Genomic DNA, 25,253 nt, shown 5'->3' with positions numbered 1-25,253 from the left:
CCACGGGGTGGTGGCAGGAATAAGCATAAACTGGTTGTTGTAAGTGGTGGCCCCTTGGCCGCCCTCTTCTTCCAGTGCTTGCGGTTGGCTGCCTTGGTGGTGCACACGCACCACTTGCCACGCTTGGTTCACGCTCTCATCCAGATGGTCGCTGATGGTAACGCGATAGCCGGCCCGTAATGCCGGCTCATTGCTTTGCCCGTTAGCATGCTCGGCCTCGCGGCGTAAGTACTCGAGGCGGGTTTGGTTAAATGCCTGACCAGTGGCGTCGTCTTTAAAGCGGCCCGGGAAGTCAAAGTGCTCGTAGCTGTCGGTACGCTGGTAATCAATGCCATCGGCTTGCGCCGCTTGTTGGAAGCTGTAGCGCGGTTTTTTAAAGCTGTAGTCTTTTAACGCCGTGTGGCTAGGCTGCGCCGCAGTGTGGCGTGTCAGACCATAGATATACGGCGTATCCGTGCGTCCGCCGCTTAAGGCGTTATAGGGCACAGGGCGCTCAAGCTGGGGCAAGCTGTTTGGCGCATCGGTCACCACCAGGGTATGGGTGGTGGCGTCGTGCTCGTGGTGATACACCAAGCCCTCTTCTGCCGCTAAGCGGTGGAAGAACGCCAAGTCACTTTCACGGTGCTGCACACAGTATTCGCGCTCGGCATAGTCGCGAGTGAGCGAGAAGGTGACGTCCGTGACGCCCATGTCCGTGAGCAGGGTGTCTAAGATGGTCGGCACGGTTTGGTGCTGGAAGGTGCGGCTGTTTTGGCGAAGCGACAGCCGATACAGGGCGGGCACCAAGGTTAGGCGGTAGCGGGTAAAGTGATGACCAATGTCACCTTGGCTAAAGGCACTGGCAATGCCCTGCACCCGTTTGACCAGCTCGCCGTTGCGCCACAGCGTCAGCTGCACGGGCTTGTCGACCACTTGCTCTGGCGTGAGGTCGGTATGGCGGCTCGCCAATGCCACCTCATACTGGAACCCATACACCGGGTTGCCATTCAGGCCAGCTTGGTGAGAGAGGCACTCGTCCCCTTGGTAGTCCACCACCACGAACGGTTGCGGGTCGAGCCCCGCCACGGTTAACGCTATTTGCAATGTCGCCATCTGTGTATCCTTCGCCCTGCTTGTTTACCCTGATACGTTCAGCCAGACCCTGCCGTCTGGCTGAACGCACCACAGCCCGCCCGTAAAGGCAGGCTGTTTGTGTCTTCATGTCGCCATGAAGAATTAGGCTTCGATAGGCTTGCGCCAGTCGTCTGAGCCTGAGGTGCCTGCGTTGACGTGGTCCCACGTGATTTTGCGGTAAGACATCGACACGGTCAGGTTCTGGGTAAAGTCTGACTTCGCCGGGTCTTGGCAATGGGGCATCTCGCAGTGAATGTCCACAATCGAAGCGCTTTCCAGCTTGGTGGTAAAGAAGTTTTCTTGTTTCCCTTCAATCGAGGTGCGGTACCACTTCAGCTCGACCGTTGACATCTTCTCACCCGACGCCAGTGCGTTATAAAGCAATGGCACCGCTTTGTTGAGTGCGACGGTGAATTGGAAAGGCTTGTGCACACGTTGGCCGGAGGGCTGACCAGATTGTGGGTCCGTCGGCACGGTCACATTGTGGTTAAACTCTTGTACCAGCATTTCGTCTTCGTGGCCTTCGACAAAAGAATCACCGATAGAATCCGCGGTGCAGGCACCGGCAGTAATCAAACCCTGAGTTTCGCCTTCAATCGAGATATAACATGGCGTTGGCATAATCGCTCCTTTGTATGTCATGGAAGACACATCGCCACCGTGGCGGTGTGCCTGTTCGCTCTCTTATCCTGCGAAATGCATGCCAAGTTTTTTACCATTAAAAATCAGTGCTTTATAGTATGACTGACCAATTTTTTGCACGTGCCAAGCAACTTCTTGCCAAGCCAAGCAAAAAGTTGCTTAGCCAGCAGGTTAACGAGCTGGTATTTGTGTTGTCATTTTCATCGCTATTTTTTTGAACCCACTCGGCATTGTTAGTGGGTCATCGCACACTTATTACTTGGTTACGATCTCTGTTTGCGGGCCCAGTGGATGTAGTCTTGGATCACAGGCTCAGCGAGTAAAAGGTCGAGGCTGTGTAATGCGCGACCCAGGTGTTTTTCACTGAATTGGCGATGAATAAAAGCATGGCAAGGCCGGCATACCCAAATACCGTTTTCGCGCATGTAGGGTCGGGAAAAGCGCTTGGTGAACCATTTGTTGTTATGACAAGTTTTGGGGATCAAGTGATGGAAGGTCAGCGGCCTTGAGTGCTGACACAGTGCACAGGGCGTTGAAGAAGGCGGAGAGGCTGGCATACAGATAATAATACTTAAAAAGAGGGTCGCATCGATAACTGCGACCCTCGTTACCAGTATCTGGTTCAATTACGCAAAGTTGTCACGCAAGTATTCAATAATGTCGTCCGATTCGTACATCCACTGGGTTTCGCCGCCTTGGTCAATACGCAGACAAGGCACCATGCCTTTGCCGCCTTCGGCCTGTAGGCGTTGCCACTCTTCGGCGTTAGCGTTCATATCCACCAGCGGAATATCTAACTTAAGCTCTGTCATGACTGCACGCACTTTATGGCAAAATGGGCAGTGCTCTTTGTGATACAAGCTTAGTCCGTTCAAATCAGCCATTATGTTTCCTTTTAGGTCATCAGGGCGGCTCTTCAAATACCACCAACTGTGTGAATTCACTCTACGTAATGATGGCATTAAACTTGGTCCTAACGCTAGTCGTTAGCCTGTTTTATTGGCACTACATGAGCAACTAAGAGCTAAATGACAATTAATCTATCACCTCAAGGTATATTGCTCATCACTCAAACGCTGGATAATTTGTTGCAATAACAAAGACAGTCAATCAATTCGCCAGCCACGTGTGCCACGTTGAATTTTTTATCGCATAGGTTAAACCCGTTCCGCTCCAACACTGTTTGCGATGCCATGTTGGTCGTGGACGCCATGGCGTTGAGTCTCACAAGTCCGTATTCGCGCGCAACCTCTAGAGCGTACTTTACCGCTCGAGAGGCAACCCCCTTCCCGGTGTGTTGTTCTGCAATGCGATATCCCAATGAACCTGATGCAGATACCGCATCAATTTGGCTGATATTGACCCGTCCCAAAAGCAGGCCCTCGGCATCCGTGATCAACATCGGTACGTGTTGCCCCTTCTGATGTAAGGCAAGTAATTCGCAGATGTGACCGTATACACCTGCTCGGTAATAAAACGCCTCACCGCGCGATTCAATATAGGTTTCAAAATAAGCACGGTTTTGTTGTTCAAAATCGAACAACAAGTCCGTATCAGCGAGGGTAAGGAGACGGATCAATAACTGCATAACACGATCAATTTAATCCGGCCCATGTTCAAACTGTTTTAATGCCTCATTAGGCGTATGCCATGGTGCCTTCGACGCCGTGTGAATGTGAAAATTTGGCGCGGATTGTGGGGCGGTATCCAAAATTCCTAGACGAATATTGAACATCCCCTTATTGATTTTATGAGAGAAAAGGCTCGACCCACATTGCCCACAAAAAGCAAGCACCGTTTCTGCGCTTTTCTCATAATAACGAATATGCGTTTGACCAGCCGTGATCGAGACTTTTTCTGCCTCTATGCCGCCGACTGATGAATAGTCTGAACCAGTAAACTTTCGACATTCAGAGCAATGGCAGTTTCCCATATAAAGGAAAGTGTCAGGTAATGTAAGACGGACACCACCGCATAGGCAGCTAGCAGAGAGAGTGGACATGAGCATACCTCTATCTAAAGTATCAGACTCTATTGTCTGCTCTTGCCTAACAAAAAACAATTAAAATGTTTAATTTCATAGTCATAGCTATCTATTAATCTTTCCCAGAGAAATTGTCTTATCTCGTCGTCGTACTACTATTTACAGTGTAAATTTATTGACAACGCGTCGATCTAACCAGGCACCTAACGAATAAATGCTCACAATCCTGACGCACTCTTGAACATATAGTGACATTGATCACATAAATTATTGCAGTTTAATGAAGCCCACCGTACTATCGATCCAAATGACATTTTTGGGACAAGGGTCACACATAGGGTGGTGACACCTGCTACGGACGGGCAGATCGTTTTATCGAATTGAGGATAATATGACATTACCACGATCTTCATGTGCTGCACGTACGGTGCTTAAAGGCGCCGGACAATTTTTTGCAATCGCCCTTTACTTCGCAGGTATTGCAGGCATTGTTCATTACAGTGTCGCGTCGCACAACGTTGCTTCCGAATCATCATTGATTGAGCTTTCCCAACTGGGGCTACTCGCCGCGACGGTATTTGCGTTTCGTCGTGTCGCTAAGTTCAGTCAATCCCTTCACCACGCAGCTGGGCTAATGAGTGCCTTTTTTTTGGTATTAATGATCCGAGAGCTGGATGCCACACTTGATATGGTGATGCATGGTTTTTGGAAAGTGCCGGCACTCATTGTAACGGGGCTCGCCATTTGGCCCGCATTGAAACACTGGCGTGAAACCCTCACTAGCCTTGCGCACGCAATCCATTCAAGACACAGCACGGTTTTAATGATCGCATTAGCGCTGTTACTCGTGTATTCGCGTTTGTTTGGTATGGGCGAGTTATGGGAACAAGCGATGGGCGCCAACTACGTGCGAGATGTGAAAAATATCGCTGAAGAAAGTACTGAGTTAGTCGCTTATTCACTCATTTGGCTTTCGGCTCTCGGGTATCTTGTTGAGGCAAAGAAGTTGAGTTTCGTACCAAAAACTCGGCCAAGCTCAACGACAATCGAAAGTGATATCTCAGTCTAATCACCCTCTTCCCCAAATACTTATCTTGTTTTGACGTCGCCAGTGGGCGACGTCGCTGCTTAATGCTAAGATTGAAACAAATAGCATAGGAAGCCGAAAGCATGATGAGAACATTTGCGGTTTTTATTCTCCTTATGAGTGTCTTCGCTCACGCCAATACAGAGGATAAACCAAAAGCCGAACAGCTGGTGACAGGAAAGAATGAGGCTATTTGCAAATCGACGTTTGGACAAGAAATGATCAGCCAGCAAATGACATTCAGCAACCAAACGAACACGCAAAATATCCGTCGGATTGCCGAACGCAAGATTGCTGCAGCACGCAAAACATTTGCTGACACCGGTAGCTATTGTGATGCCGCACACGTGTTGTTGACATTCGAGCCAGAGTCTCTGTCCGGTAAAGATGGCGACGCGCAATTTCGTGATAACTGATGTGCCATAAATGTGGCACTCAGCTTCTCGTTTTGATAGCCAATTAGCCCCCCCTTATCTACTACGCCGGCGATAAACGCTGATTGATACCCCATACCTAGTATTGGCTGTGGTACACTTCGACCACAACTTAACAAGGGGTATAACGATGAGAAAAACGCTATTGATTTTGGCTTTAACGGCGACACTAGTCGGTTGTGAAAACGATGAAGTGGGCGATGTCAGCTTAGGCATGTTCACCATGAAAGACATTAAACTCAATCACCTTGTCGATCCTGTGGTCAGTGGCGTCACATGCCATGTTGCGTCTGTTGAGGCTGATTTGAGCTTTTCTGATCCAAGCGACAGCGCGATTTCATGCCGACAAACTGGCGAGATTACGCCCGAGATGCTTGCCAATATCGATAAAAGTACATCCGGCGAAATAGTATTTAGAAAGTCGAAAAGTATATTTTTTAAGTCAATGAAAATTCGTCGTATTTTCGATGCTAAAAATCAAACGCTTATGTATTTGTCGTACTCGACCAAAGAAACGTCAGGCAGCTTTAAACATAGTCTTTCTACGGTTCCACTATGGGGAACCAAAGCCTACCAATCTCAGCCACAAAAACACTAATAACCCAAGACGTAGTCGTTATCTGCTAATACGCCACTCCTATGAGCGATCTTTTATGAATACGGTACAAACACAAATGGATGCATGGCTCGATGATGTCGTGATTGGACTAAATCTCTGTCCATTCGCCGCCAAGCCCCGTCGCAACCAACAAATTCGGCTAGATATCTGTTATGCAACGGATGATGACGCCATCCTCGAAGCGATTTATCACGCATTTGTGCATCTGACGCAGACAGATGCCACCATCACAGATACAACCGTGGTCGTCGTCCCCGATGCACTAGCAGACTTTGATCACTACCTTGCACTGGTTGAAGCCACCGATACGCTGATTGATCATTACGGTTGGCGTGGCCGGTTCCAGGTCGCGAGTTTTCATCCTGAATACTGTTTTGACGGCTGCGCCCCAGAAGATAGCGAAAACCTTACCAATCGCTCTCCTTATCCATGCTTCCATTTAATTCGAGAAGCAAGCATGTCGCGTGCGCTTGAGCATTATGGTCAAGATCCCGCACTTATCCCTGAGCGCAACGTTGCCTGCGTTGAAGCGCTGACACCCTCTCAACGTCAAACACTGTTCCCTTGGATAAACGATGATCAAAATTAAATGATGACCTGCGTTTAATTGAAGTGTCAGCGGTGATCATCCATCGCCAATATTGGGTATGGCAAAAGTCGATCCCTGACTAACTTTGATAACGAAACAGGCAAGAATGTAAGACACAGTTGGCATTTCCGATGTCATCGACTTGTTGATTGACCGTGCGCATCTAAGGATACAAGGAGAGGAACAAGGGAGTGACTATGTCTTACAACAGATTTGAGGCCCCAGTTGGCTGCGTCATATTCGATTGCGACGGCACGCTGGTTGACTCAGAGAAACTATCGCATAAAGCCTTGGTGGAAACTTTCGCGACATTTGGCGTCGTGATTAGCTTACAAGAATCTCTTGATCACTTCGAAGGTGGAAAGCTCTCAGATGTACTGCAAAGCACGTGTGAGCGAAGCGGCGCACATATCCCTATCGACCAGCTCGAGCCGCGTTTTCGTGATTTATGCCATCAGTACTTTGAAGCGGAGCTACAACCAGTTAAAGGCATAGAAACGCTAATCAAGGCGCTTAATCAGCAAGGTATTGATACCTGTGTCGCCTCCAATGGCCCTGTTAAAAAAATGGAACACGCATTAGCACTCACTAAGCTTCTGCCTTATTTCCAACATCGCTTGTTCAGTGCCTTTGACACTAACAGCTGGAAGCCTGCCCCTGATCTCCTTCACTATGCCGCAATGAATATGGCCTGCCCCACAGAGCAATGCATCTTTATCGACGATACTAACAAAGGGATCCAAGCAGGGATTAACGCACACATGCGTACTGTCCATTTTAACGCTAACCCTAATGTGCGGACGACTGATCATCCTTTAGTGACGCGCGCATTCAGTATTGAAGACCTAATCGACCTGTTGTGCTGATCCGCTCTTCTGGTTAGTGGATCGTCCACACAGCGCAACTGCATGTTGCCGCCACCATTCTTGATCAATACGCACGGTTTGCCACGTGTCTGCTTGCGGTATCCGCCAATAGCGTGTCAACATCAATGCCGGTGTGCCTGGCGCGACCTCTAAGCCAACACTTTGCGACGAGGCGAGCGCCTCCCAAGCACTTGACCAACTGACCTCAGCCATTGCAAGCGCCCGGTTAGTGCGTATCGTATGATCTAGCCTCGCCTTGTCACCAGTCTCCCACACAGCGGGGAAGAAATCAGGGTGCAGAAACGTCCGTATCCACCCCACCGGTAATTGCTCGATACATACACGCCCCTCGCCTTCATACACTTGACCGAAAGGAGGAAGTGACATGTGATCGCTGATCGCAGCATCAGCCATCTTCTTGGTTTGAGCATGCCAAACAAACTGGCCACCATACGGTCCAAAATACTCCTGCCAATCGCTTAGCTGAGTCGGATCATAAGAACACGGCGTGGGTGCGACAAACCAACCTCGACGATCTCGCCGATACAAGCGCCCCTCTGCTTCTAATACAGCAAGCGCTTCGCGCAAGGTCACGCGCGTAGTCGAAAACGTCTCCGCGAGTTGTCGCTCCCCCGGTAACTTTTTCCCCGGAGCCAGTAGCCCGCAATCGATTTGTGTTAATAATTGCTGGCGAATCGCCATAAACTGCATCATCAAAGGTCACATCTGCTTGATGTTCATATTTTTGGTGTGATCTCTCTCAACTTGCTGTTAAAACCTGACCACAATGTCCAAGAATCAATCAGTGATTAAGATAGAATCGCCAGTCTACTTGCAATCGGAGCAAAGAACAAAAGATGCATCCAAGGAACGTACAAAAACTTTTCCCCACACGACTAGCCCAACGTCTTGTATGCACTGTACTTTTTTACTGGCTTGGTTTTACACCGTTAGGCTATGCGGATGATAACCCGCTTTCTGACTATTTTATTGAAACATGGACAACGGCCAACGGATTGCCGCATAACAGCATCAATGCCATTGAGCAAACCTCTGATGGCTACTTGTGGTTTGCAACGTGGGAAGGCGTCGCACGCTACAACGGACTCGAATTTGTCCTGTTTGATCGCGGCCCGAACACGCACATGCAAGACTCCGGTACCCGTGCACTCGCCACTGGACCTGATAACCAATTATACGCAGGGGGCGCTCGCGGCAGCCTAGTGATGCGCAGCGGCTTTTCTTGGCAGAACTTACCGGTGGTGGCACCAAGCTTAATTAACGATGCGCTGCATGACCAGTCTGGAGGATTGTGGCTTGCCATAGAGGGGATGGGCGTGCTCTATTACACGTCCAAACAGCTGAGGCAGCCAAGCCCCGACCCTCAGCATTTTATTAAGACGACCAGTAGTTACCACTTAGCACAAACCGATCAAGGCCATGTTTATGCCGCCACTGAGGACGGTGTTTACCAGCTTTCCAAACACGCCGGCGCCGCTCATCTTTCGTTTCATAACCTTTTTACCAAAGCATTTTATGTTTCCAGCAGTCAAGATGGCGCATTGTTAGTGGGATCTGAAAGCGGTGCATGGCGCTATAAAAACGAACGTTGGACGCCACTGGCAAGCGCATTGCTCAACCAAGCGATCACCATGGTCGAACAAGACAGCCGCGGGACCTATTGGTTTGGCACACTCAACCGTGGGATCGCACACCTGCGTGACAATCATCTCGACTTCCTGGATGGTCATCGAGGACTCCCGAATAATCGTATTCTTTCATGGTTTGAGGATAATGAGGGCAGTATCTGGATAGGCACTAACGGCGGAGCAATGCGGCTTCGTTACGCCCCTTTTGTCACCTTAACCAAAGATAATGGACTCGCAGGTAACTACGTGCGCACCGTACTGGGAGGTGACGGCGATACTGTTTGGGCGGGTTCCAGCGAAGGATTGAGTCAGATTAATACGATAGCGGGCAACGCACGCGTACTCGCCGATAATATTTCAGTCCTTAGTCTTGCGCATCGACAGCAAGGCGGACTATGGGTAGGGACTTATCAAAAAGGGCTCTACTACTGGCACCAAGGCTCACTCACGGCGGCCAACACCATCAATGACCAATTGCCAGATAGCGAAATACGAGCAGTTGTCGAACGTAATGGCGTCTTATGGGTGGGAACACCACGTGGCTTAGTCGAGTTTGATCAACACCAAAGCAAATCACCAACCGCAGCATCAGTGCCTTATCAAAAACAGGCTCTCTATCATAGCCAAAACAGTGCGTTACCTGGCAGCTACATTATGTCGCTGGCATTTGATGACACCGATAAGCTATGGATTGGCACCGGACGCGGTGCCAGCTATCTGTTAGAAAAGACAATCACTACGCTCGATTTTTCTGCACAAGAGCAGGCTCAATATGTTTTTGGCTTTTTCCACGAGCCGGGGTACGTTTGGATGGCCACCGATCGCGGTATTGTGCGCTATCGACAAGCTGACGGCCACCAAGCTTTAGTCGGCAGACCGCAGGGCCTACCAATTGATAAGTTCTTTCAAATTGTGAAAGGTGATGATCAAAGCTTTTGGCTATCCAGTAACCGAGGTATCTGGCGTATCAATTATGATCACGCCCATCAAGTTGCAGATAAAACACGCACGCGTATCGACTTTGAACATTACGATCAAAGTGACGGCATGCTGAACAGCCAAGCTAACGGTGGCTCAAACCCTGCGGCAACCAAAACATCACGTGGAGACATTATTTTTGCCACTGCCAAAGGCGTTACTAGCGTTAATCCGACTCGGTTATCCCAACTACTGAGTCACCCTTTACCCATTGTCATGCAAAGCGTGCGGTTCGATAGCAAAGAGATTAACCCTGAAACGACGGGAAAGGTACCAGCGAGGACCAACCGTATCTTGTTTTCCTATGCCGCCCTCGGGTATACCATGCCGGAGCAAATCCAATATCGAACGCAGTTAGAAGGGTTCGAATCTGATTGGGCATACCGCCATGAAAACCATATTGCCGAATATACGAACCTACCACCAGGTGATTACACCTTTAAAGTAAGTGCTCGCTATCCTTATAGCGACTGGAGTGATGATGTGCTCAGTTATCACTTCAGCGTTATGCCATCACTTTGGCAACGCGCTGATGTGCGAGCGCTAGGCTTTTTGCTGACTGTGCTTGCGGCCTACGCCGCGTTTATGTGGCGTATTCGACACATGAAGAAAAAAGCTATCCAACTCGAAGCGTTAGTCGAAGAGAAAACCCAGGCCTTACAAGCCCAAGCCGATGACTTCGAACGAATGTCTAAAGAAGACGCCCTCACTGGACTGGCCAATCGACGAGCCTTTGATGAATATTGGCATCAGGTATTCGAAGAATCGCGCCAATCCGGGACAGATTTGCAAGTCGCGATCTTAGACATTGATCATTTTAAACGCATTAATGATCACTATTCTCACCTGGTGGGGGATCAAATTATTCAGCGAGYCGGTAGCTTACTTCTTCGCGAGCAGACACATTTGCGTCATATCGCTCGTTGGGGCGGTGAAGAATTTACGCTTTTATTAGCGGGAACGCCTGCAGACGGTTATCGCTATTTTGACGGCTTAAGACGCCGAATTGCGGCGTTAGATCTAAACGATATTGCTCCCTCGCTTAGTATTACCGTCAGTATTGGCGTGGCAAGTAACCACCAGGCATCAGACTATGTCGATGGGTTAAAGAAAGCCGATCAAGCCTTATACCGGGCCAAACGCGATGGACGTAACTGTGTTCGCCAAAGCAATGATACTGCGTGATGATGATGTAAAAGGGGAGCGTTAAACGCTCCCTGATAAGTTTTACATGCAAGATAAACCAATGGGCTTATACGCTCATTGCGTTTAAGGCATAGTCTTTAAGCTCTTTTCATATGATTCATATTGTTTAGTAACAGAATCAGTTGGCCCGCCCGTCAACTTACTGACGATAATGGCACTCAAGCCCGCAAACAAGAAGCCAGGGACGATTTCATACAAATCGAAGATACCGCCTGGTATTTGTTTCCAAACCACCACGGTAATCCCGCCCACAAGAATCGCAGCCAGCGCACCATTGCGGTTCATGTCACGCCAGAACAGGCTGAGCAACAAGGCAGGACCGAATGCGGCACCAAAACCAGCCCAAGCATAAGACACCAGACCCAGAACAGAGCTATCAGGGTCCATGGCTAAGCCAAGCGCAATCGCAGACAGCAAGATAACCGCACCACGACCGACCATGACCACTTCTTGGGTCGATGCGTCCGGACGGAAAACTTGCTTGTAAAAATCCTCCGCGAGCGCAGACGACGATACCAATAGTTGAGAATCTGCTGTACTCATAATCGCCGCTAAAATTGCCGCCAACAGGATACCTGCAATCACTGGATGGAATGCCGCATTGACCAACAACATGAAGATTTTTTCACCATCAGCCAGGGTGCCTGACATATCATTCTGCACGTACAAAATACCCACTAAACCGATCAAGACCGCACCGACCATGGATAATGCAGACCAACCCACTGCGATACGGCGCGCCGTGGTAATGTCTTTATTGGAGCGAGTCGCTTGGAAACGCGCCAAGATATGTGGCTGGCCAAAGTAACCTAAGCCCCAGGCCGCTAAAGAGACGATACTGATCCAAGTGAGTGGCTCACCATCTACATCACGCCATAACGTCATCAGCTCAGGGTTGATTGCGGCAACATCACGGCCCAATTTGAAAATGCTGCCGTCCATGATAACAAACGGCACGATCAACAAGGCCGCGGCCATCAACAGTCCTTGCACCAAGTCAGTCCAAGATACCGCCAAGAAGCCACCAAACAAGGTATACGACACAACACAAATTGTGCCAATCACCACCGCGGTTGTGTAATCAAACCCGAATACCGTGGTGAACAGTTTACCCCCTGCAACCAAGCCTGAGCTGGTGTAGAAAAGGAAAAAAAGCAAAATGAAGAAAGCAGAGATGGTTTGCAGCAATTTTGATTTATCCTCAAAACGGCGAGCAAAAAATTCCGGTAACGTCAGCGCGTTATCTGCTTCAATACTGTAAGTCCGCAGGCGTTTGGCACAAATTAACCAGTTAAGATAAGTGCCCAACAACAAACCGCCCGCAAGCCAAAGTGATTCCATTCCCGCAGCGTAGGCATAGCCAGGAAGCCCAAGCAGCAACCACCCACTCATGTCTGATGCCCCTGCTGACAACGCAGCGGGCCATGGGCCTAACGACCGGCCACCGAGGAAATAATCTTCGGAGTTAGAAGTCCGTTTGTAGGCATACACACCAATGGCAAGCATCATGATGAGATATGCCAGAAAGGTTGCACTGATGGCATAGCTATTGTCTATCATATGTGTCCCTCAATTGCATGGCCCCAATTGGGGCCATTTCTGGAAAGTTAATGTTCACCACTACCGAGTTCCAGAAGCGTGGCATTACCACCTACAGCAGTGATATTTATGGTTCGGGTGCATTCGGTCACGAAACGCAACACATAGTCAGGGCTACCAATCACTGAATACTGCTCAGTGTCGGTTTCCGCAACCAGTGTCGCAATCACACCCTGTCGTTGTGCGAGCTGACGATTGACGTCTCGCACATGTTCTTTGGTTCCAGTCGTCGCTACGCCAACGACCTGCGGATGCTTGAATAGATCACTGCACACCTCAAGATCGACACGTACAGCAACTCTATCTGGACATCCAGCTTTAACAAGATCCGCCATGACCGCGTCGGCATTGTCCGCATGCGAACCTTCCACGCTCACGACGACACAGTTACCCGCCACCAACGCAGCCGCTAACTGACCACACAAAGCAATAGACGTCAGCGACGCATCACCTGTCATGGCGATAGTCCCTCTTCCTGCCGTATACAGCTCGTTCGTTTCACCGGTCGGGCCGGGCAATTCGTATACCTTATCGAGCAAGCGCTGGGCGTTTTCACACTGAAAACGAATCATCTTCGCTGCGTGGGCAAAGTCATCGCCGCGAGCGGCGACCGTGTCAGACCACCGTTGCAATAACGCAATGCGACCGGCGACAGTTTGATCATTCCAGTCTTCCCAAACCGCTTCACACTGCTCTAAAACGCTATTTAATTGATGCATGACGCTTCTCCTGATCCTGATATCAACCGACTTGTTGCACGTTTACTGATGCTTGCGTAAAGCGATACAGATAGTGTGGTCCACCCGCTTTAGGCCCAGTTCCCGATAAGCCGCGACCGCCAAAGGGTTGAACGCCAACGACAGCGCCGACCTGATCACGGTTGACATAACAGTTACCTACCCGAGCACGATGCTCAATATGGGCGCAGGTCGTTTCATTGCGGCTATGCACCCCCATGGTTAAGCCAAAACCTGTTTGGTTGATATCATCAATCACCTTATCGAGCGCATCCGCGCGATAGCGAACAATATGTAGAATGGGACCAAAATGCTCCTCACTCAGTTGATCAATACTGCGGATTTCAAACGCCGTTGGTGGCACAAACGTTCCTTTATCACAATCTTCAGAGAGTGGAACTTGCGTGACCAACTTACCGCTGCGCTTCATCTGTTCTATGTGAGCAAGAAGCTTGTCTTTCGCCGTTTGATCAATCACTGGCCCCACATCGGTTGATAGCCGCTCTGGGCGTCCCACAGACAGCTCCGCCATCGCCCCTTTTATTAAGCCAATCACGCGGTCAGCAATGTCTTCTTGAATATAAAGCACACGCAATGCTGAACAGCGCTGACCCGCAGAGGCGAAAGCAGAACGCAATACATCGCGCACCACCTGCTCGGGCAATGCCGTACTGTCCACTAGCATTGCATTCTGCCCCCCGGTTTCCGCGATAACTGGCACAGGATCGGCATCGCGCTCTGCCAAGGTGCGGGTAATACGCTGTGCTGTTGGTGTGGATCCGGTAAATGCGACCCCTGCAATACGCGTATCCTCAGTGAGAGGCGCTCCCACCACAGGGCCACTGCCAGGTAATAGCTGAATCACCCCAGCAGGGATCCCAGTGTCTAACAGCAACTCAATCGCGCGATAAGCAATAATAGATGTCTGTTCGGCCGGCTTGGCCACGACAGTATTACCGGCCACAAGCGCCGCGCCAACTTGGCCGAGGAAAATCGCTAATGGGAAGTTCCAAGGGCTGATACATGTAAAGACACCGCGTCCTTGATAGGTCACCGATTGTGCTTGTCCATCAAAGCCTTGATAGGCCAGTGGCTCCGTTTGCAACGCTTTAGCCTGCTCGGGGTAATAACGTAAAAAATCGACGGCCTCTCGGACTTCATCAATGCTATCGTGGATAGTTTTACCCGCCTCACGATGACAGATCGCCACCAGCTCACCCAGATTTGCTTCTAGTTTATCAGCAAGGTCAAGTAAGTACTTACCACGCTGGCTAACCTCGGTATCTCGCCATGTCGGATAAGCCTGTGCCGCAATATCGAGGGCGTTATTCACCTGTTCAGCCGTTGCCCAATCAACGTGACCTACGGACTCATTACGATCATAGGGCGCGGTTATCTCGTGCGTATCGCCTTTCAGACGCTGACCGTTAACAATGGGGCCAGCCTGCCATTGGTACTCGCCCATGAAGGGAACAACACTGTCCTGGAAGGGTTGCCATTCTGATTCGATATCCGTCGCGACACCTTGCGAGTTTTTACGGGCGGGCCCAAAAATATCTTGCGGCATAGGAATGCGATCGTTGTGCAAGGTGTGATTTGCACACAAAGTATCAACCGGATCGGCAATCAAATCGTCAATCGGGCAACGTGCATCAACCAAACGATGTACAAACGAGCTATTGGCACCGTTCTCTAACAAACGGCGAACCAGATAAGGCAACAAATCTTTATGGCTGCCGACTGGCGCATAAATACGCACTTCGGTGTTGAACAAGGCTTTGGCGTGATTGTAAAGCGCATCGCCCATGCCATGTAGGCGCTGGAACTCAAAGTCATTATGTGTCGCCATAGACGCAATCGCCGCAATCGTATGGGCATTATGGCTGGCAAATTGCGGATAAATCAGACCGCGTATATGCTCGCTAAGTAGGAAGCGTGCACAGGCTAGGTAAGAAACGTCTGTCCCTTCTTTGCGGGTAAATACCGGATAACCATGATGCCCAGTTTGCTGACACAGTTTAATTTCACTGTCCCAATAAGCGCCTTTTACTAACCGCATTGGGATCACATCACCTTGTTCTTTTGCTAAAGCCGCTAACCAAGTGATCACAGGTAGCGCGCGTTTAGAGTACGCTTGCACCACTAAACCAAACTTACCCCAACCTTTCACCACAGGGTCGCGATATAGCTTTTCAAACAGCGCAAGCGAAAGCTCCAACCTATCCGCTTCTTCCGCATCAATGGTGATCGCAACATCTTTTTCACGCGCACGTTTCAGCAAAACCAGAACCGTCTCAAACATCTCTGTCATCATGCGATCTTGATTCGCCGCTTCATAACGTGGATGCAAGGCAGACAACTTGATTGAGACGGATGGTGACGGTCCTTGATAACTGGCTTTCGCCTCGCCGACGGACTCAATCGCCTGTAAGTAATCGTTGAGATAGGCTTTGGCATCATCTTGGGTTAATGCCGCTTCACCGAGCATGTCGAACGAGTACGTAAAGCCATTCGTGCGCGGGCCTTCGCCGTTTTTCTGCGCCTCATCAATGTCACGCCCAAGCACAAACTGATGACCCATGATTTTCATCGCTTGATGCATCGCTTGGCGAATCACAGGCTCTGACATTTTATTCACAAGGCGATTGATCACTGACGCCGGTTTGCCTTCGGTGCTCTCATCTAAGGTCACCACTTTACCTGTTAGCATTAACCCCCAGGTGGAAGCGTTGACAAATAAGGAATCAGAGTGACGCAAATGTGCTTTCCAGTCAGCAACACTGAGTTTGTCACGAATAAGCGCATCAGCAGTATGCGCGTCGGGGACCCGCATCAGAGCTTCGGCAAGACACATCAACAGAATGCCTTCCCGTGTGTCTAAACTGTATTCCAACAACAGCGCATCAATCATTTGTACGGCTTTTTTATCAGCACGTACCCGCTCAATTAACTGAGTCGCTTGACGACGTGTTTGCTCTCGCTCATTTTCTGAGGCTTGCGCAAGCGGAATGAGTTCTTTCAGCCACTCACTTTCGTCAACACAATAAAGCGGAGAGATTTCAGACCAAATCTTCGCTAATGGGCGCTCGATAAACGAGGGCTGCATAGCATCGATGGCTTTAAACATAGCGGTATCCTCACTCACGTCCTCCCAAACTCGGGCAGGAAAATGTTACGTCATTGTTACTCTGCGATCGATTCTATGCGTGGTCTATCAGTAAGGTCTTACAAAAAACACCGGCATTATTGCAAAATCCTCCGATGATTAACAAATAAAGCCGCCGATCGCTATAGAGGCGTAACAAATGATCGGCAGCTGAGTCGATGTGATGCAACGTAATGCTGGGTAAATTGCGATAATCTTTGGCTTAAGGTGTGCATTTAAACTTGGCGGGCGACAAACCAAAATAGCGTGAAAACGCATTAGTAAATCCACTTTGACTAGAAAAACCACAACTGTCTGCAATTTGAGCCATGGTCAGATCACTGTCTTTGATAAGCTGCTTTGCCAATGCAAAGCGTTTATCCAGTACATATTGATGCGGAGTGGTCCCGACTTGTTGTTTAAATAATTGATGAAACTGGCTTTCTGCCAAGAAAACACTGCCCGCTAATTGCGCAACTGTGATCTTACGGCTGATATGCTGATGAATATAGCGATCGATAATATCCATATTTAATCGATGGCCATCGCGACGAGGAGAGACATGATCCCGGAAGTGACGGTGCAACACACACATTAACGTATCGGCACAGGCACGACTGAGCAAAGGATCGGAGGGATTGGCAATCATCTCTGCCGATAATGCTTTGATCAGTATTTGTGCGTGAGTATCTAATTGAAAATAAGGCTCACGAGCAAATAAGCGCGCAATATTTTCATGCATTAACGCTTGCTCTGACCATTCTTGCGAAGGAAGGTTAATCACTAAAATTTCGTTTCGTCCCACGCCAGTAAAAGCATGTTCTTGAGATTCCGCGACTAAACAGCCCTGTCCTGGACCAATAAGACTTCCTCGTCCACCAACATCAAACTCCGTTTGCCCCTGCAGCCCAATGACCACTTGTTTGTAGTCATGACTGTGGTGCCGTGGCTGTCTGGGTAAGGCAATGACTTCTGAAACCTTCGGTGATGCAGCCATTATGCTCCTCCCTTATTCACGATCTTTGGCTCATCGTCTGTTAACCCTTCTTTATTCTGGCACGCTTTCTTCCCATTCGCGAATGCTTCTCTGTTCTTAGCTAACCATTATTCTCAGCTAACCATTATTCTCAGCTAACCATTGTTCTCGGCTAACCATTGTTCTCGGATAACTAATAGCTAAAACGACCAATCACACAGGATGTGGTTTCCATCATGGCAATTTTTCGGAACTATGATCAAGTACCGCATTTTTTACGGCGAATGTCATTTTGACCTTGAAAATGCGAAGGATCCCTCATGTTTTTACGATTGATCATCGAAAAGGCAAGACTAACAAGATGAAAAAAGACGATATAAATCTAACTAAACAATTTAATATCAAGGCGTTAGTCAAGGTTCGATGGGGACAAGCCTCTCTTGATCATCGTTTCGGTGCGATCGCGGGCGATCAACCCCTTGATCATTCTTCCGATTTAATCCGTCATCATGCAATCTTATTTGAAGCATGGGACCGCTTAAGGTAATCTTCCATAAACCTAAAACCATGAGCACAGTTGCACCGATCACGTCGCAGAATGCTGACTGCCGTCAAATAATTAACACGGTTTGCGTGGCAACACGGGTTTCCGTGATAGTCTACTTTTTGGACATAGGTATTATTATTGCGACATGCGTAAGCAAGGGAACTATGACAACGAAATATTTAAAAGCGTTATGCTTAGCGCTCCCTCCCCTACTGCTAACCGAGTTGGCGTTCGCTGAAAACGCGTCTTCCGCTGATAATCTCGATCCGGTCAGTGAGTTGGTAGAGAAACTCCGTGATAAAGAAGATTCACTGGAGTCTCGAAACGATGAACTGGCTCTGCAGCAGGCGAAGTTGGATGACCTTCTGGTTAAGCGCGCGACGTTAGAAGATGAGCTGAGCAACCTGAAGCGCAAACGCAGCAATGCAAAAGCAGAGCTCGATGCAAAATTTCAGGATTTAATTGCCGATCCGAGCACAGATATTAGCCCGTATCAGCAGGCCTACCAACAAACATGGCAGAAGGTGAATGATCAGCAGCGCGAACAGGCTGCCAACGAAACCGCGATTATTGAGCAGAAAAAACATCTGGCAAAACTCGAGCGTGAGCAAGCATTGCTGGCAACGACGTTAGAAAACTTGCATGAAGCGATGCGCGAAGCCCGTGCAGAGCGTCTGCGCAAAGAGCTAACGCAGAAAGACACCATTGAGGTTGTCCATAGCCTGACTTGTTCGCCAAACATGACACTGTCTTCCTGTGCAAATCAAGGCAAGACCTTGACCATGCAGAAAGCCATTCGAGAGTTCCGTGGTCAGGTAACCAACTTTGTTACCGAATCAGACGCTGTGAAACAAAATATTGATAACGTGGCGTTCAATATTCACGTGACCAACAGCGAGATCATGGACGCGGGCTTTACCGGTGGCACGGATTACACTACTCGGATAAAAGCAGAGCTGGTGAGCCGTCCGGATAAGACAGCCTCATGCCGTTTGCTTGATTTGGAAGACAGATACTGTGTTGAGACGACACAAGCACAGAAACAAGCACAGCGTAAGCAGCAGGCAAAACGTTGGGTAAACGTGACTGTCCGCTCTAACCGTTATGATGACAACGTAACCATCAACGATGTGACTTATGGCAGTACACCCGTCGAGCTGATGTTACCGGTTGGTAATCACGATCTGACGGTGACCAAACCCGGCTTTATTCCCTATGATCGAGAAATTTATCTAGGTAAAGATCAAGTGGTATGGGCCAAGCTTAGAGAGCAGCCAAACCAGCCGCCCAGTCCAGGCAAAAAGTTTACTGATCCCGTTGCAAAAAATCTGGAAGCACCGCAAATGGTGGTCATTGGCGCCGGTGAGTACAAAGTGGGCCCTGATGCGCGCGAAAACGTGGCAATTCAGCAATCATTCGCGATAGGCGCCACACCTGTCACCGTCGAGCAGTTTGATGCCTTTGTCACTGCGTCTGGGTATGTCACTGCCGCGGAACAAGGCAATGGCTGTAATACGCTGGTAAACGGTGAAATCAGTCAAAGTTTAGAATCAGATTGGCGTCAGCCAGGCTTTGATCAAGCGGCTGATTCGCCCGTTGTGTGTGTTAACCAAGACGACGCCAACGCCTATATTGATTGGCTCAGCCAGCAAACTGGGCAACATTATGCACTTCCTAACGACGTTGAATGGGAAGTCGCGGCACGCGGCGGCACAGAAAGTGACTATTGGTGGGGCAATGACATTGGCGTGGGAAATGCGAATACCGGTTGGAGCGGCACAGTCTGGTCTAACGATCGTACCTCCCCCGTGAAAAGCTTTCCGCCTAATCCATTCGGTGTTTATGACACCGCGGGTAACGTCTGGGAGTGGGTTGGCAGTGACACGCCACTTGCACGTGGTGGCGCTTGGAACTTCTCTCCTCAGCGTTCACGTGCCTCTGAGCGTCTAGAGTTGGGTGAGAACACCAGTGCTAATTACCTTGGTTTTCGAGTTATCAGACACATTAAAACTCGCTAAATTAAGCATTCACCCACATATAAAACAAACGCCGCTAAAAAAGCGGCGTTTTTTATATCGGACGTTTCTTACTTACGCTTACTACGTTTACCCACCCAAAGTTAACTCGCCTATTACCGGCTCTGCCATCTTGCAGCATAACAATCTTGATATTAAGTTGCTTTATCCTGTGTCAATAGGTCAAAGCCCCCCTACCCAACGTCTAATCTTCTAGATATAGTAAAGTCTGTAAACGCAATTTGTCCCGATAGACGCGTTTGCAGTTCCTAACACTGTTAGGTGCAGTCAGATAAGGAGCTTATATCAACTACCCTCATGGTATGAGTGAATTATCTAGACAACCTCTTCTACACGTCGTACAGGATAACTCCCTTCGGGGAAATCTTGTCTTTGCCGGCTTTATGCCGGCTTTTTTTTATGCTCCAATAGCTTGTCGACTTTTCACTATCGACCCAGAATCGTTACTCTCAAAACAATAATAACGCGTCGGTAAGCTATATGAATCACCCGCTCTCTCCCTCCCCTGTGCCTCCAGCTTTGTCTATGCTTGAGCAGCTCCCCGGTTGTTGGGGCTGTAAAGACACGCATTCAGTGTTTGTTTATGCCAACACTGAATATTGCCGGCTCATCGGCCTCGAACAGCCACAAGACTGTATCGGTAAAACTGACTACGATATGCCTAGCCCTACCACACGGTTTGCGCGTCAATTTCAGGCACAGGATCATTACGTGATGGAAACGGGTAAGCGTCTTCGTGTACTCGACATTCATCCTTACGCGAACGGCCGCTGGTACGCGCACTTATTTACAAAAACGCCTTGGTATAATGACAAGGGTGAAGTGTGCGGTGTGATGTTTTGTGGCCAAGAGCTGAGTGATACCGCTATTTTAGAAGTGGGTCACTGGATATGTCATGCGGTGACACATCCGGAAGAAGCGCAAACGGATCATCACCACCACCAATCACATATCCATCTCACTGCGCGTGAGCAGGAAGTTCTATTCCTTCATTTACACGGCAAAAAGCCGCAGAGCATTGCAAACACCTTATCCGTTTCCGTCAAAACCATCGAAAACCACTTTGCGCACTTACGCGAGAAGTTCGAGGCTGACTCCAAAGCGGCGCTACTTGAACGCGCACTCGCGCAAGGGTTTGGATCTGCAATACCAGAAAGCCTGTTAACCCAACAGCTCTCTATCGTGCTTCGAGATTAATGACACAAAACGACAAACAAAGAGGCCAATATATCGCTATATTGGCCTCTTCCGCAGGTTTACGGTGCTAAGCGCTCAATGTCCCAGCTTTCATCTTTTTGCCGTTGATACAAGAATCGATCATGCAAACGATGCGCACCGCCTTGCCAAAACTCAATGCTCTTAGGTATCACACGATAACCGCCCCAAAAAGTGGGGACCGGCACTTCACCTTTCTCAAACTGCTTTTTCAGCTCTAAAAATTTTCCCTCTAGCGCCGATCGCGCAGACAATCGTTCACTCTGCTTACTCGCCCACGCCGCAATTTGGCTCTCCTTTGGACGAGACGTAAAATATTTAAAAACGTCTTTTTTACTCAAAGGCACGGCTTCACCCATAATGTGGACTTGCCGCTCGATAAAGTGCCAGGGAAAATGCAAACTAATTTGGCTATTTTCCTTGAGGTGTAGCGCTTTGCGACTGCCTAGATTGGTATAAAATACAAAGCCATCTTGGTTAAAATCTTTCAATAACACGATGCGTTGAAAAGGCTGCCCATGCTCATCAACAGTCGCAATCGTCATCGCGGTCGGATCGGGCACCTGAGTATCAATCGCTTGCTGCAGCCAGTGCTCAAACAGATCCATTGGCGTACTCGGCAAATCGTCGCGACGCAATCCCCCTTTTGTATATTCTCGTCGAATATCGGACAAATCCATTGCTCTCTCCCATTCATTTACTTTCCACTATTTTGCGCAGGAAAACGCTGATTAACAAGTTGATTTTCATCTATACATGGTGCCTACCAGGCGACTTTTTATGGTTTAACCAAAGTCACCCTGTTCCTAGCAATACGGTGAAAAGTGACTCGCTCATCTAAACTTGAAGGTACCCACACTGATACGAGGAAAAGTCCATCGAGGCGCAGTATTTTCGACATTATTTTGATATCAGTAAGTTGCGTTTTTAGAAAGCCATCTTGCACTGCTATGACTCATGTTTAAGGTATGGCAAACTGAGTAGACCTTGGTCAAATTAAACTATGTTTGGACATAACGACGCATCAAGCGATGTCACTAAGTCCTTAGAAGAGAGAGACAATCAGTAATGAAGCGATGGCACATCATTGTCCTGATCCTGTTTATCTCATTTGGGACGGTTGGACTGACGACAAAGGAAGCACGCTGGGTCGATAAAGTCGCTAACTTTTACGGTGATCGTGCAGGTAAACGCGTTACCGCATGGCGGAATATGGTCGAAAATAGTCAAGATGTATCAGAGCTCGATAAGCTCGACCGCGTCAATGATTTTTTCAACCAACTGTATTTTGTTGATGATATCGACTTGTGGGGCCAAAAAGACTACTGGGCAACGCCGCTTGAATTTCTTGGTGCTGCTGCTGGCGATTGTGAAGATTTTAGTATCGCTAAGTATTTTTCGCTACGAGAATTAGGAATCGATGATAAAAAGTTGCGGCTTGTTTACGTCAAAGCCATCCGCCTTGACCAATTCCATATGGTCGTCGCTTATTACCCAACCCCTTCTTCCGAGCCGGTGCTATTAGACAACTTAGACCCAGAGATTAAACGCGCGTCATTACGCCGCGATCTGTTACCTATCTATAGTTTTAATGGTAGCCGATTATGGTTAATGAAAGAGCGTGGACAAGGTGAACTAGCGGGCAACGCCTCAAGGCTTGGCCTTTGGAATGATTTGCGCACTCGTGTCGAGTCGCTAGAAATGCAAAAACCGATTAGACAATACGATAGGTAAACACCGATGACGTTATTCAATCAAATATTTACGTGGATGCTGGTGATTTTCTTCTGCATAGTGCTGGGCGTCTTCGGTATAGAACTCAACACCACGCGGAATTTTTTACTCAGTCAACAAACCTCTGATGTCAACAATACCGTGAACTCAATGGGGCTAGCGCTCGCACCCTACCTTGAATCGGATGATAAGGTGGCAGCCGAATCAGTGATAAACGCTTTTTTTGATGGAGGATTCTATCGTGAAGTTAATCTTACCTTGTTGTCTGATAACAGTGAGATTACGCGAGAATATCCTGTCCAAATCCAAGGTGTGCCGCAGTGGTTTATCAATCTAGATATTTTTCCCGTCATCACTGAAAAGCAAACCATCACCAGCGGCTGGATGCAACTTGCTGAAGTAGAAGTCGTTGCCCATCCTGGCTACGCCTATAAACAACTATGGAAGTCCTTTGTTCAACTCGGCACAATCATGGCAATCATCTTTGTTATTGCTTCATTAATAATCGGCTGGCAACTGCAACGATCCCTAAAACCGCTTGCTCGTATTACCGCAAAAGCAGGCGAGATTGCGAAAAACAAATTTGGCGATCCCATTCCTCTGCCACCAACGACCGATCTCAAAACGGTCGTTAATGCGATCAATGTCATGACAGACCAACTTAAGCGTTATTTTGAACAACAAGCAAAAGAGGCAGACCGCCTGCGAAAAGCCGCTTATCGTGACCCAGTATCAGGCCTTGGAAACCGTAGCTTTTATGTCGCTCAACTTAATTCTTGGTTAACAGAGTCTGGCATTGGTGGAATGGCGCTCATCAAAGTAGACCTTATCAGCGACGCATATGAAAACCAGGGGTTTGAAGCCGGCGATCTTGTCGTAGAGCAGTTCGCCAACCACTTAACAACCACCATTATCAGCGACGATAACATGACAGCGGCAAGGTTGAGCAAAGACGAGTTTGTCGTATTGGCACCCAACACCGATTCTGAGGATTTGCTTGTATTAGGCGAACGCGTCATTGCCATAGTCGTCGACATGCAAGCGGATCCATCAGAGCTGATACAACCCAAGGTTGCTGTCGGGTTAGCGGTCAATGGCGGCGGCAACCAAAAGGCCAGTGTATTGCTGTCACAAGCTGACAACGCACTCTCACAGGCACGAAATACGCCTGAGCACCCTTTGACCTTAATCGACCATTCTATTGGTGATGCGGCGATGGGCAAACAGCAATGGAAAGCACTGCTTCATGAGGCCGTCGCGAAAGAACTCTTTGTGTTCAAATATCAGTCAGCCACTGACAGTCAGTCCAACCGCCTCCATCAGGAAGTGTTCTCAGCAATTGAAAAAGATGGCAACTATTATGGCGCCGGTCATTTCTTAGGGGCGGTAGAACAACTTCAAATGGGCGAGATTCTAGATAAACACGTCGTTTCACATGTGCTTAAAACTCTAGACCAAGATCCAAGTGTTGGCCCTCTCGCCGTGAACTTGACCTTGAGTAGTATAACCAACGCATCCTTTATTCGCTGGTTGGGGACAATCTTGAGTCAACACCGTAGACTTGCCGGCCAACTACTTTTTGAAATTCCAGAGGGGGCATTTGTTCGCTATGCCGATCATACGGGTCTGCTCACGGATCAAATTCGCCAAGCCGGCTTCCAATTCGGGGTCGATAATTATGGCCGTAATTTTCAATCGCTTGATTATCTGCAACGCTTTAAGCCCGATTACGTTAAAATTGATTTCGCGTATACAAGCCATATTGAGGACGATGCGCAAGACAATGTCCTGGCCTCCATTTGTCGTACAGCGCACAATCTAAATATCACGACCATTGCCACACGGGTTGAGACAGAAGCGCAGCTCGCTCATCTTTCTGAACTGTTCGTTAATGGCTTCCAAGGGTATATCTTCAGTAATACGGACAAAGAGAACTAAAGGGTTAGACGCTTGCGAAGCGTTCAAATCAAAAATCGCGTTACCTCAGTAACGCGATTTTTTTGTGCAACGATACGTCGCCGAAGATAAAACATTTACACTGTAAATTGGGGTTACACCGTCGTTGGGTTTACACTGTAAATTGCGTTTACACTGTAA

Annotated in this window: 22 protein-coding genes; 11 read left to right on the top strand and 11 right to left on the bottom strand. The window is 48.6% G+C overall.

The features are described 5' to 3' along the window. The 5 genes from tssI to BZG80_RS09145 all read right to left on the bottom strand — a co-directional run. On the bottom strand, positions 1-1,092 hold a 1,092-nt coding region (tssI, locus tag BZG80_RS09165), incomplete at its 3' end, for a type VI secretion system tip protein TssI/VgrG (RefSeq protein WP_131827551.1). Positions 1,093-1,215: 123 nt separating this feature from the next. Next, positions 1,216-1,734, bottom strand: coding sequence for an Hcp family type VI secretion system effector (locus BZG80_RS09160; RefSeq protein ID WP_077460798.1), 519 nt, complete (start codon positions 1,732-1,734; stop codon positions 1,216-1,218). A gap of 647 nt (positions 1,735-2,381) precedes the next feature. Further along, entirely contained in the window at positions 2,382-2,639 is a 258-nt protein-coding gene (locus tag BZG80_RS09155; RefSeq protein ID WP_077485007.1) for a glutathione S-transferase N-terminal domain-containing protein, read from the bottom strand. Between the two features lie 185 nt (positions 2,640-2,824). Then, positions 2,825-3,343, bottom strand: coding sequence for a GNAT family N-acetyltransferase (locus BZG80_RS09150; RefSeq protein ID WP_077679182.1), 519 nt, complete (start codon positions 3,341-3,343; stop codon positions 2,825-2,827). A 12-nt stretch (positions 3,344-3,355) separates the two neighbouring features. Then, a complete protein-coding gene (locus BZG80_RS09145) occupies positions 3,356-3,757 on the bottom strand; it encodes a GFA family protein (RefSeq protein ID WP_077660570.1) in 402 nt (133 codons plus the stop codon). Between the two features lie 373 nt (positions 3,758-4,130). Between BZG80_RS09145 and BZG80_RS09140 the strand changes: the two genes are divergently transcribed. The 5 genes from BZG80_RS09140 to BZG80_RS09120 all read left to right on the top strand — a co-directional run bounded on the left by BZG80_RS09140 (position 4,131) and on the right by BZG80_RS09120 (position 7,334). Next, the gene (locus tag BZG80_RS09140; protein ID WP_021024068.1) at positions 4,131-4,808 is read left to right on the top strand and encodes a hypothetical protein; all 678 of its coding nucleotides are present in this window, start codon (positions 4,131-4,133) and stop codon (positions 4,806-4,808) included. A 101-nt stretch (positions 4,809-4,909) separates the two neighbouring features. Beyond that, positions 4,910-5,242, top strand: a complete 333-nt coding sequence (locus tag BZG80_RS09135; protein ID WP_077679181.1) for a hypothetical protein — start codon at positions 4,910-4,912, stop codon at positions 5,240-5,242. Positions 5,243-5,390: 148 nt separating this feature from the next. Beyond that, positions 5,391-5,858, top strand: a complete 468-nt coding sequence (locus tag BZG80_RS09130) for a CreA family protein (protein ID WP_077460804.1) — start codon at positions 5,391-5,393, stop codon at positions 5,856-5,858. A 55-nt stretch (positions 5,859-5,913) separates the two neighbouring features. Continuing rightward, a complete protein-coding gene (locus BZG80_RS09125) occupies positions 5,914-6,468 on the top strand; it encodes a DUF1415 domain-containing protein (protein WP_077460805.1) in 555 nt (184 codons plus the stop codon). Positions 6,469-6,665: 197 nt separating this feature from the next. Further along, positions 6,666-7,334: an HAD-IA family hydrolase gene (locus tag BZG80_RS09120; RefSeq protein ID WP_077679180.1), complete on the top strand. Its 669-nt coding sequence runs from the start codon at positions 6,666-6,668 to the stop codon at positions 7,332-7,334. Here BZG80_RS09120 and BZG80_RS09115 read toward each other — a convergent pair. Then, entirely contained in the window at positions 7,314-8,048 is a 735-nt protein-coding gene (locus BZG80_RS09115) for a GntR family transcriptional regulator (protein WP_108744112.1), read from the bottom strand. The two genes, BZG80_RS09120 and BZG80_RS09115, sit on opposite strands and share 21 nt — an antisense overlap. 143 nt (positions 8,049-8,191) lie before the next feature. Between BZG80_RS09115 and BZG80_RS09110 the strand changes: the two genes are divergently transcribed. Next, complete coding sequence (locus BZG80_RS09110) at positions 8,192-11,146, top strand: ligand-binding sensor domain-containing protein (protein WP_077679179.1); 2,955 nt, start codon at positions 8,192-8,194, stop codon at positions 11,144-11,146. A gap of 84 nt (positions 11,147-11,230) precedes the next feature. Here BZG80_RS09110 and putP read toward each other — a convergent pair whose 3' ends face one another. The 4 genes from putP to BZG80_RS09090 form a co-directional block, all read right to left on the bottom strand. After that, on the bottom strand, positions 11,231-12,727 hold the full coding sequence (putP, locus tag BZG80_RS09105) for a sodium/proline symporter PutP (protein WP_077576158.1): 1,497 nt from the start codon (positions 12,725-12,727) through the stop codon (positions 11,231-11,233). 47 nt (positions 12,728-12,774) lie between these two features. Continuing rightward, positions 12,775-13,485 carry an aldehyde dehydrogenase family protein gene (locus tag BZG80_RS09100; RefSeq protein WP_077679178.1) on the bottom strand — a complete coding sequence of 237 codons (711 nt, stop codon included), beginning with the start codon at positions 13,483-13,485 and terminating at the stop codon, positions 12,775-12,777. A 22-nt stretch (positions 13,486-13,507) separates the two neighbouring features. Next, positions 13,508-16,630 (bottom strand): bifunctional proline dehydrogenase/L-glutamate gamma-semialdehyde dehydrogenase PutA, encoded by a 3,123-nt coding sequence (gene putA, locus BZG80_RS09095; protein ID WP_077669803.1) that lies wholly within the window; start codon positions 16,628-16,630, stop codon positions 13,508-13,510. A 241-nt stretch (positions 16,631-16,871) separates the two neighbouring features. Beyond that, positions 16,872-17,645, bottom strand: a complete 774-nt coding sequence (locus tag BZG80_RS09090; RefSeq protein WP_077679177.1) for an AraC family transcriptional regulator — start codon at positions 17,643-17,645, stop codon at positions 16,872-16,874. Positions 17,646-17,985: 340 nt separating this feature from the next. Here BZG80_RS09090 and BZG80_RS09085 point away from each other — a divergent pair, with 340 nt between their 5' ends. The 3 genes from BZG80_RS09085 (at position 17,986) to BZG80_RS09075 (ending at position 21,404) form a co-directional block, all read left to right on the top strand. Beyond that, entirely contained in the window at positions 17,986-18,171 is a 186-nt protein-coding gene (locus BZG80_RS09085) for a hypothetical protein (RefSeq protein WP_077669804.1), read from the top strand. Between the two features lie 164 nt (positions 18,172-18,335). Continuing rightward, positions 18,336-20,189, top strand: a complete 1,854-nt coding sequence (locus tag BZG80_RS09080; protein WP_077460813.1) for an SUMF1/EgtB/PvdO family nonheme iron enzyme — start codon at positions 18,336-18,338, stop codon at positions 20,187-20,189. A gap of 498 nt (positions 20,190-20,687) precedes the next feature. Beyond that, complete coding sequence (locus tag BZG80_RS09075) at positions 20,688-21,404, top strand: helix-turn-helix transcriptional regulator (protein ID WP_077460814.1); 717 nt, start codon at positions 20,688-20,690, stop codon at positions 21,402-21,404. Between the two features lie 59 nt (positions 21,405-21,463). On the opposite strand, the gene pdxH is transcribed toward BZG80_RS09075, so the two are convergent. Beyond that, entirely contained in the window at positions 21,464-22,102 is a 639-nt protein-coding gene (gene pdxH / locus BZG80_RS09070; RefSeq protein WP_021024053.1) for a pyridoxamine 5'-phosphate oxidase, read from the bottom strand. A gap of 388 nt (positions 22,103-22,490) precedes the next feature. Between pdxH and BZG80_RS09065 the strand changes: the two genes are divergently transcribed. Further along, the gene (locus tag BZG80_RS09065) at positions 22,491-23,156 is read left to right on the top strand and encodes a transglutaminase-like cysteine peptidase (RefSeq protein WP_077460816.1); all 666 of its coding nucleotides are present in this window, start codon (positions 22,491-22,493) and stop codon (positions 23,154-23,156) included. Between the two features lie 6 nt (positions 23,157-23,162). Further along, positions 23,163-25,094 (top strand): bifunctional diguanylate cyclase/phosphodiesterase, encoded by a 1,932-nt coding sequence (locus tag BZG80_RS09060; protein ID WP_021024052.1) that lies wholly within the window; start codon positions 23,163-23,165, stop codon positions 25,092-25,094. The last annotated feature ends 159 nt before the right edge of the window (positions 25,095-25,253 follow it).

The organism is Salinivibrio sp. MA440 (genome assembly GCF_001996265.1).
GTDB classification, from domain to species: Bacteria; Pseudomonadota; Gammaproteobacteria; order Enterobacterales; family Vibrionaceae; genus Salinivibrio; species Salinivibrio costicola.
This window is presented reverse-complemented; position numbering and strand designations above follow the sequence as displayed.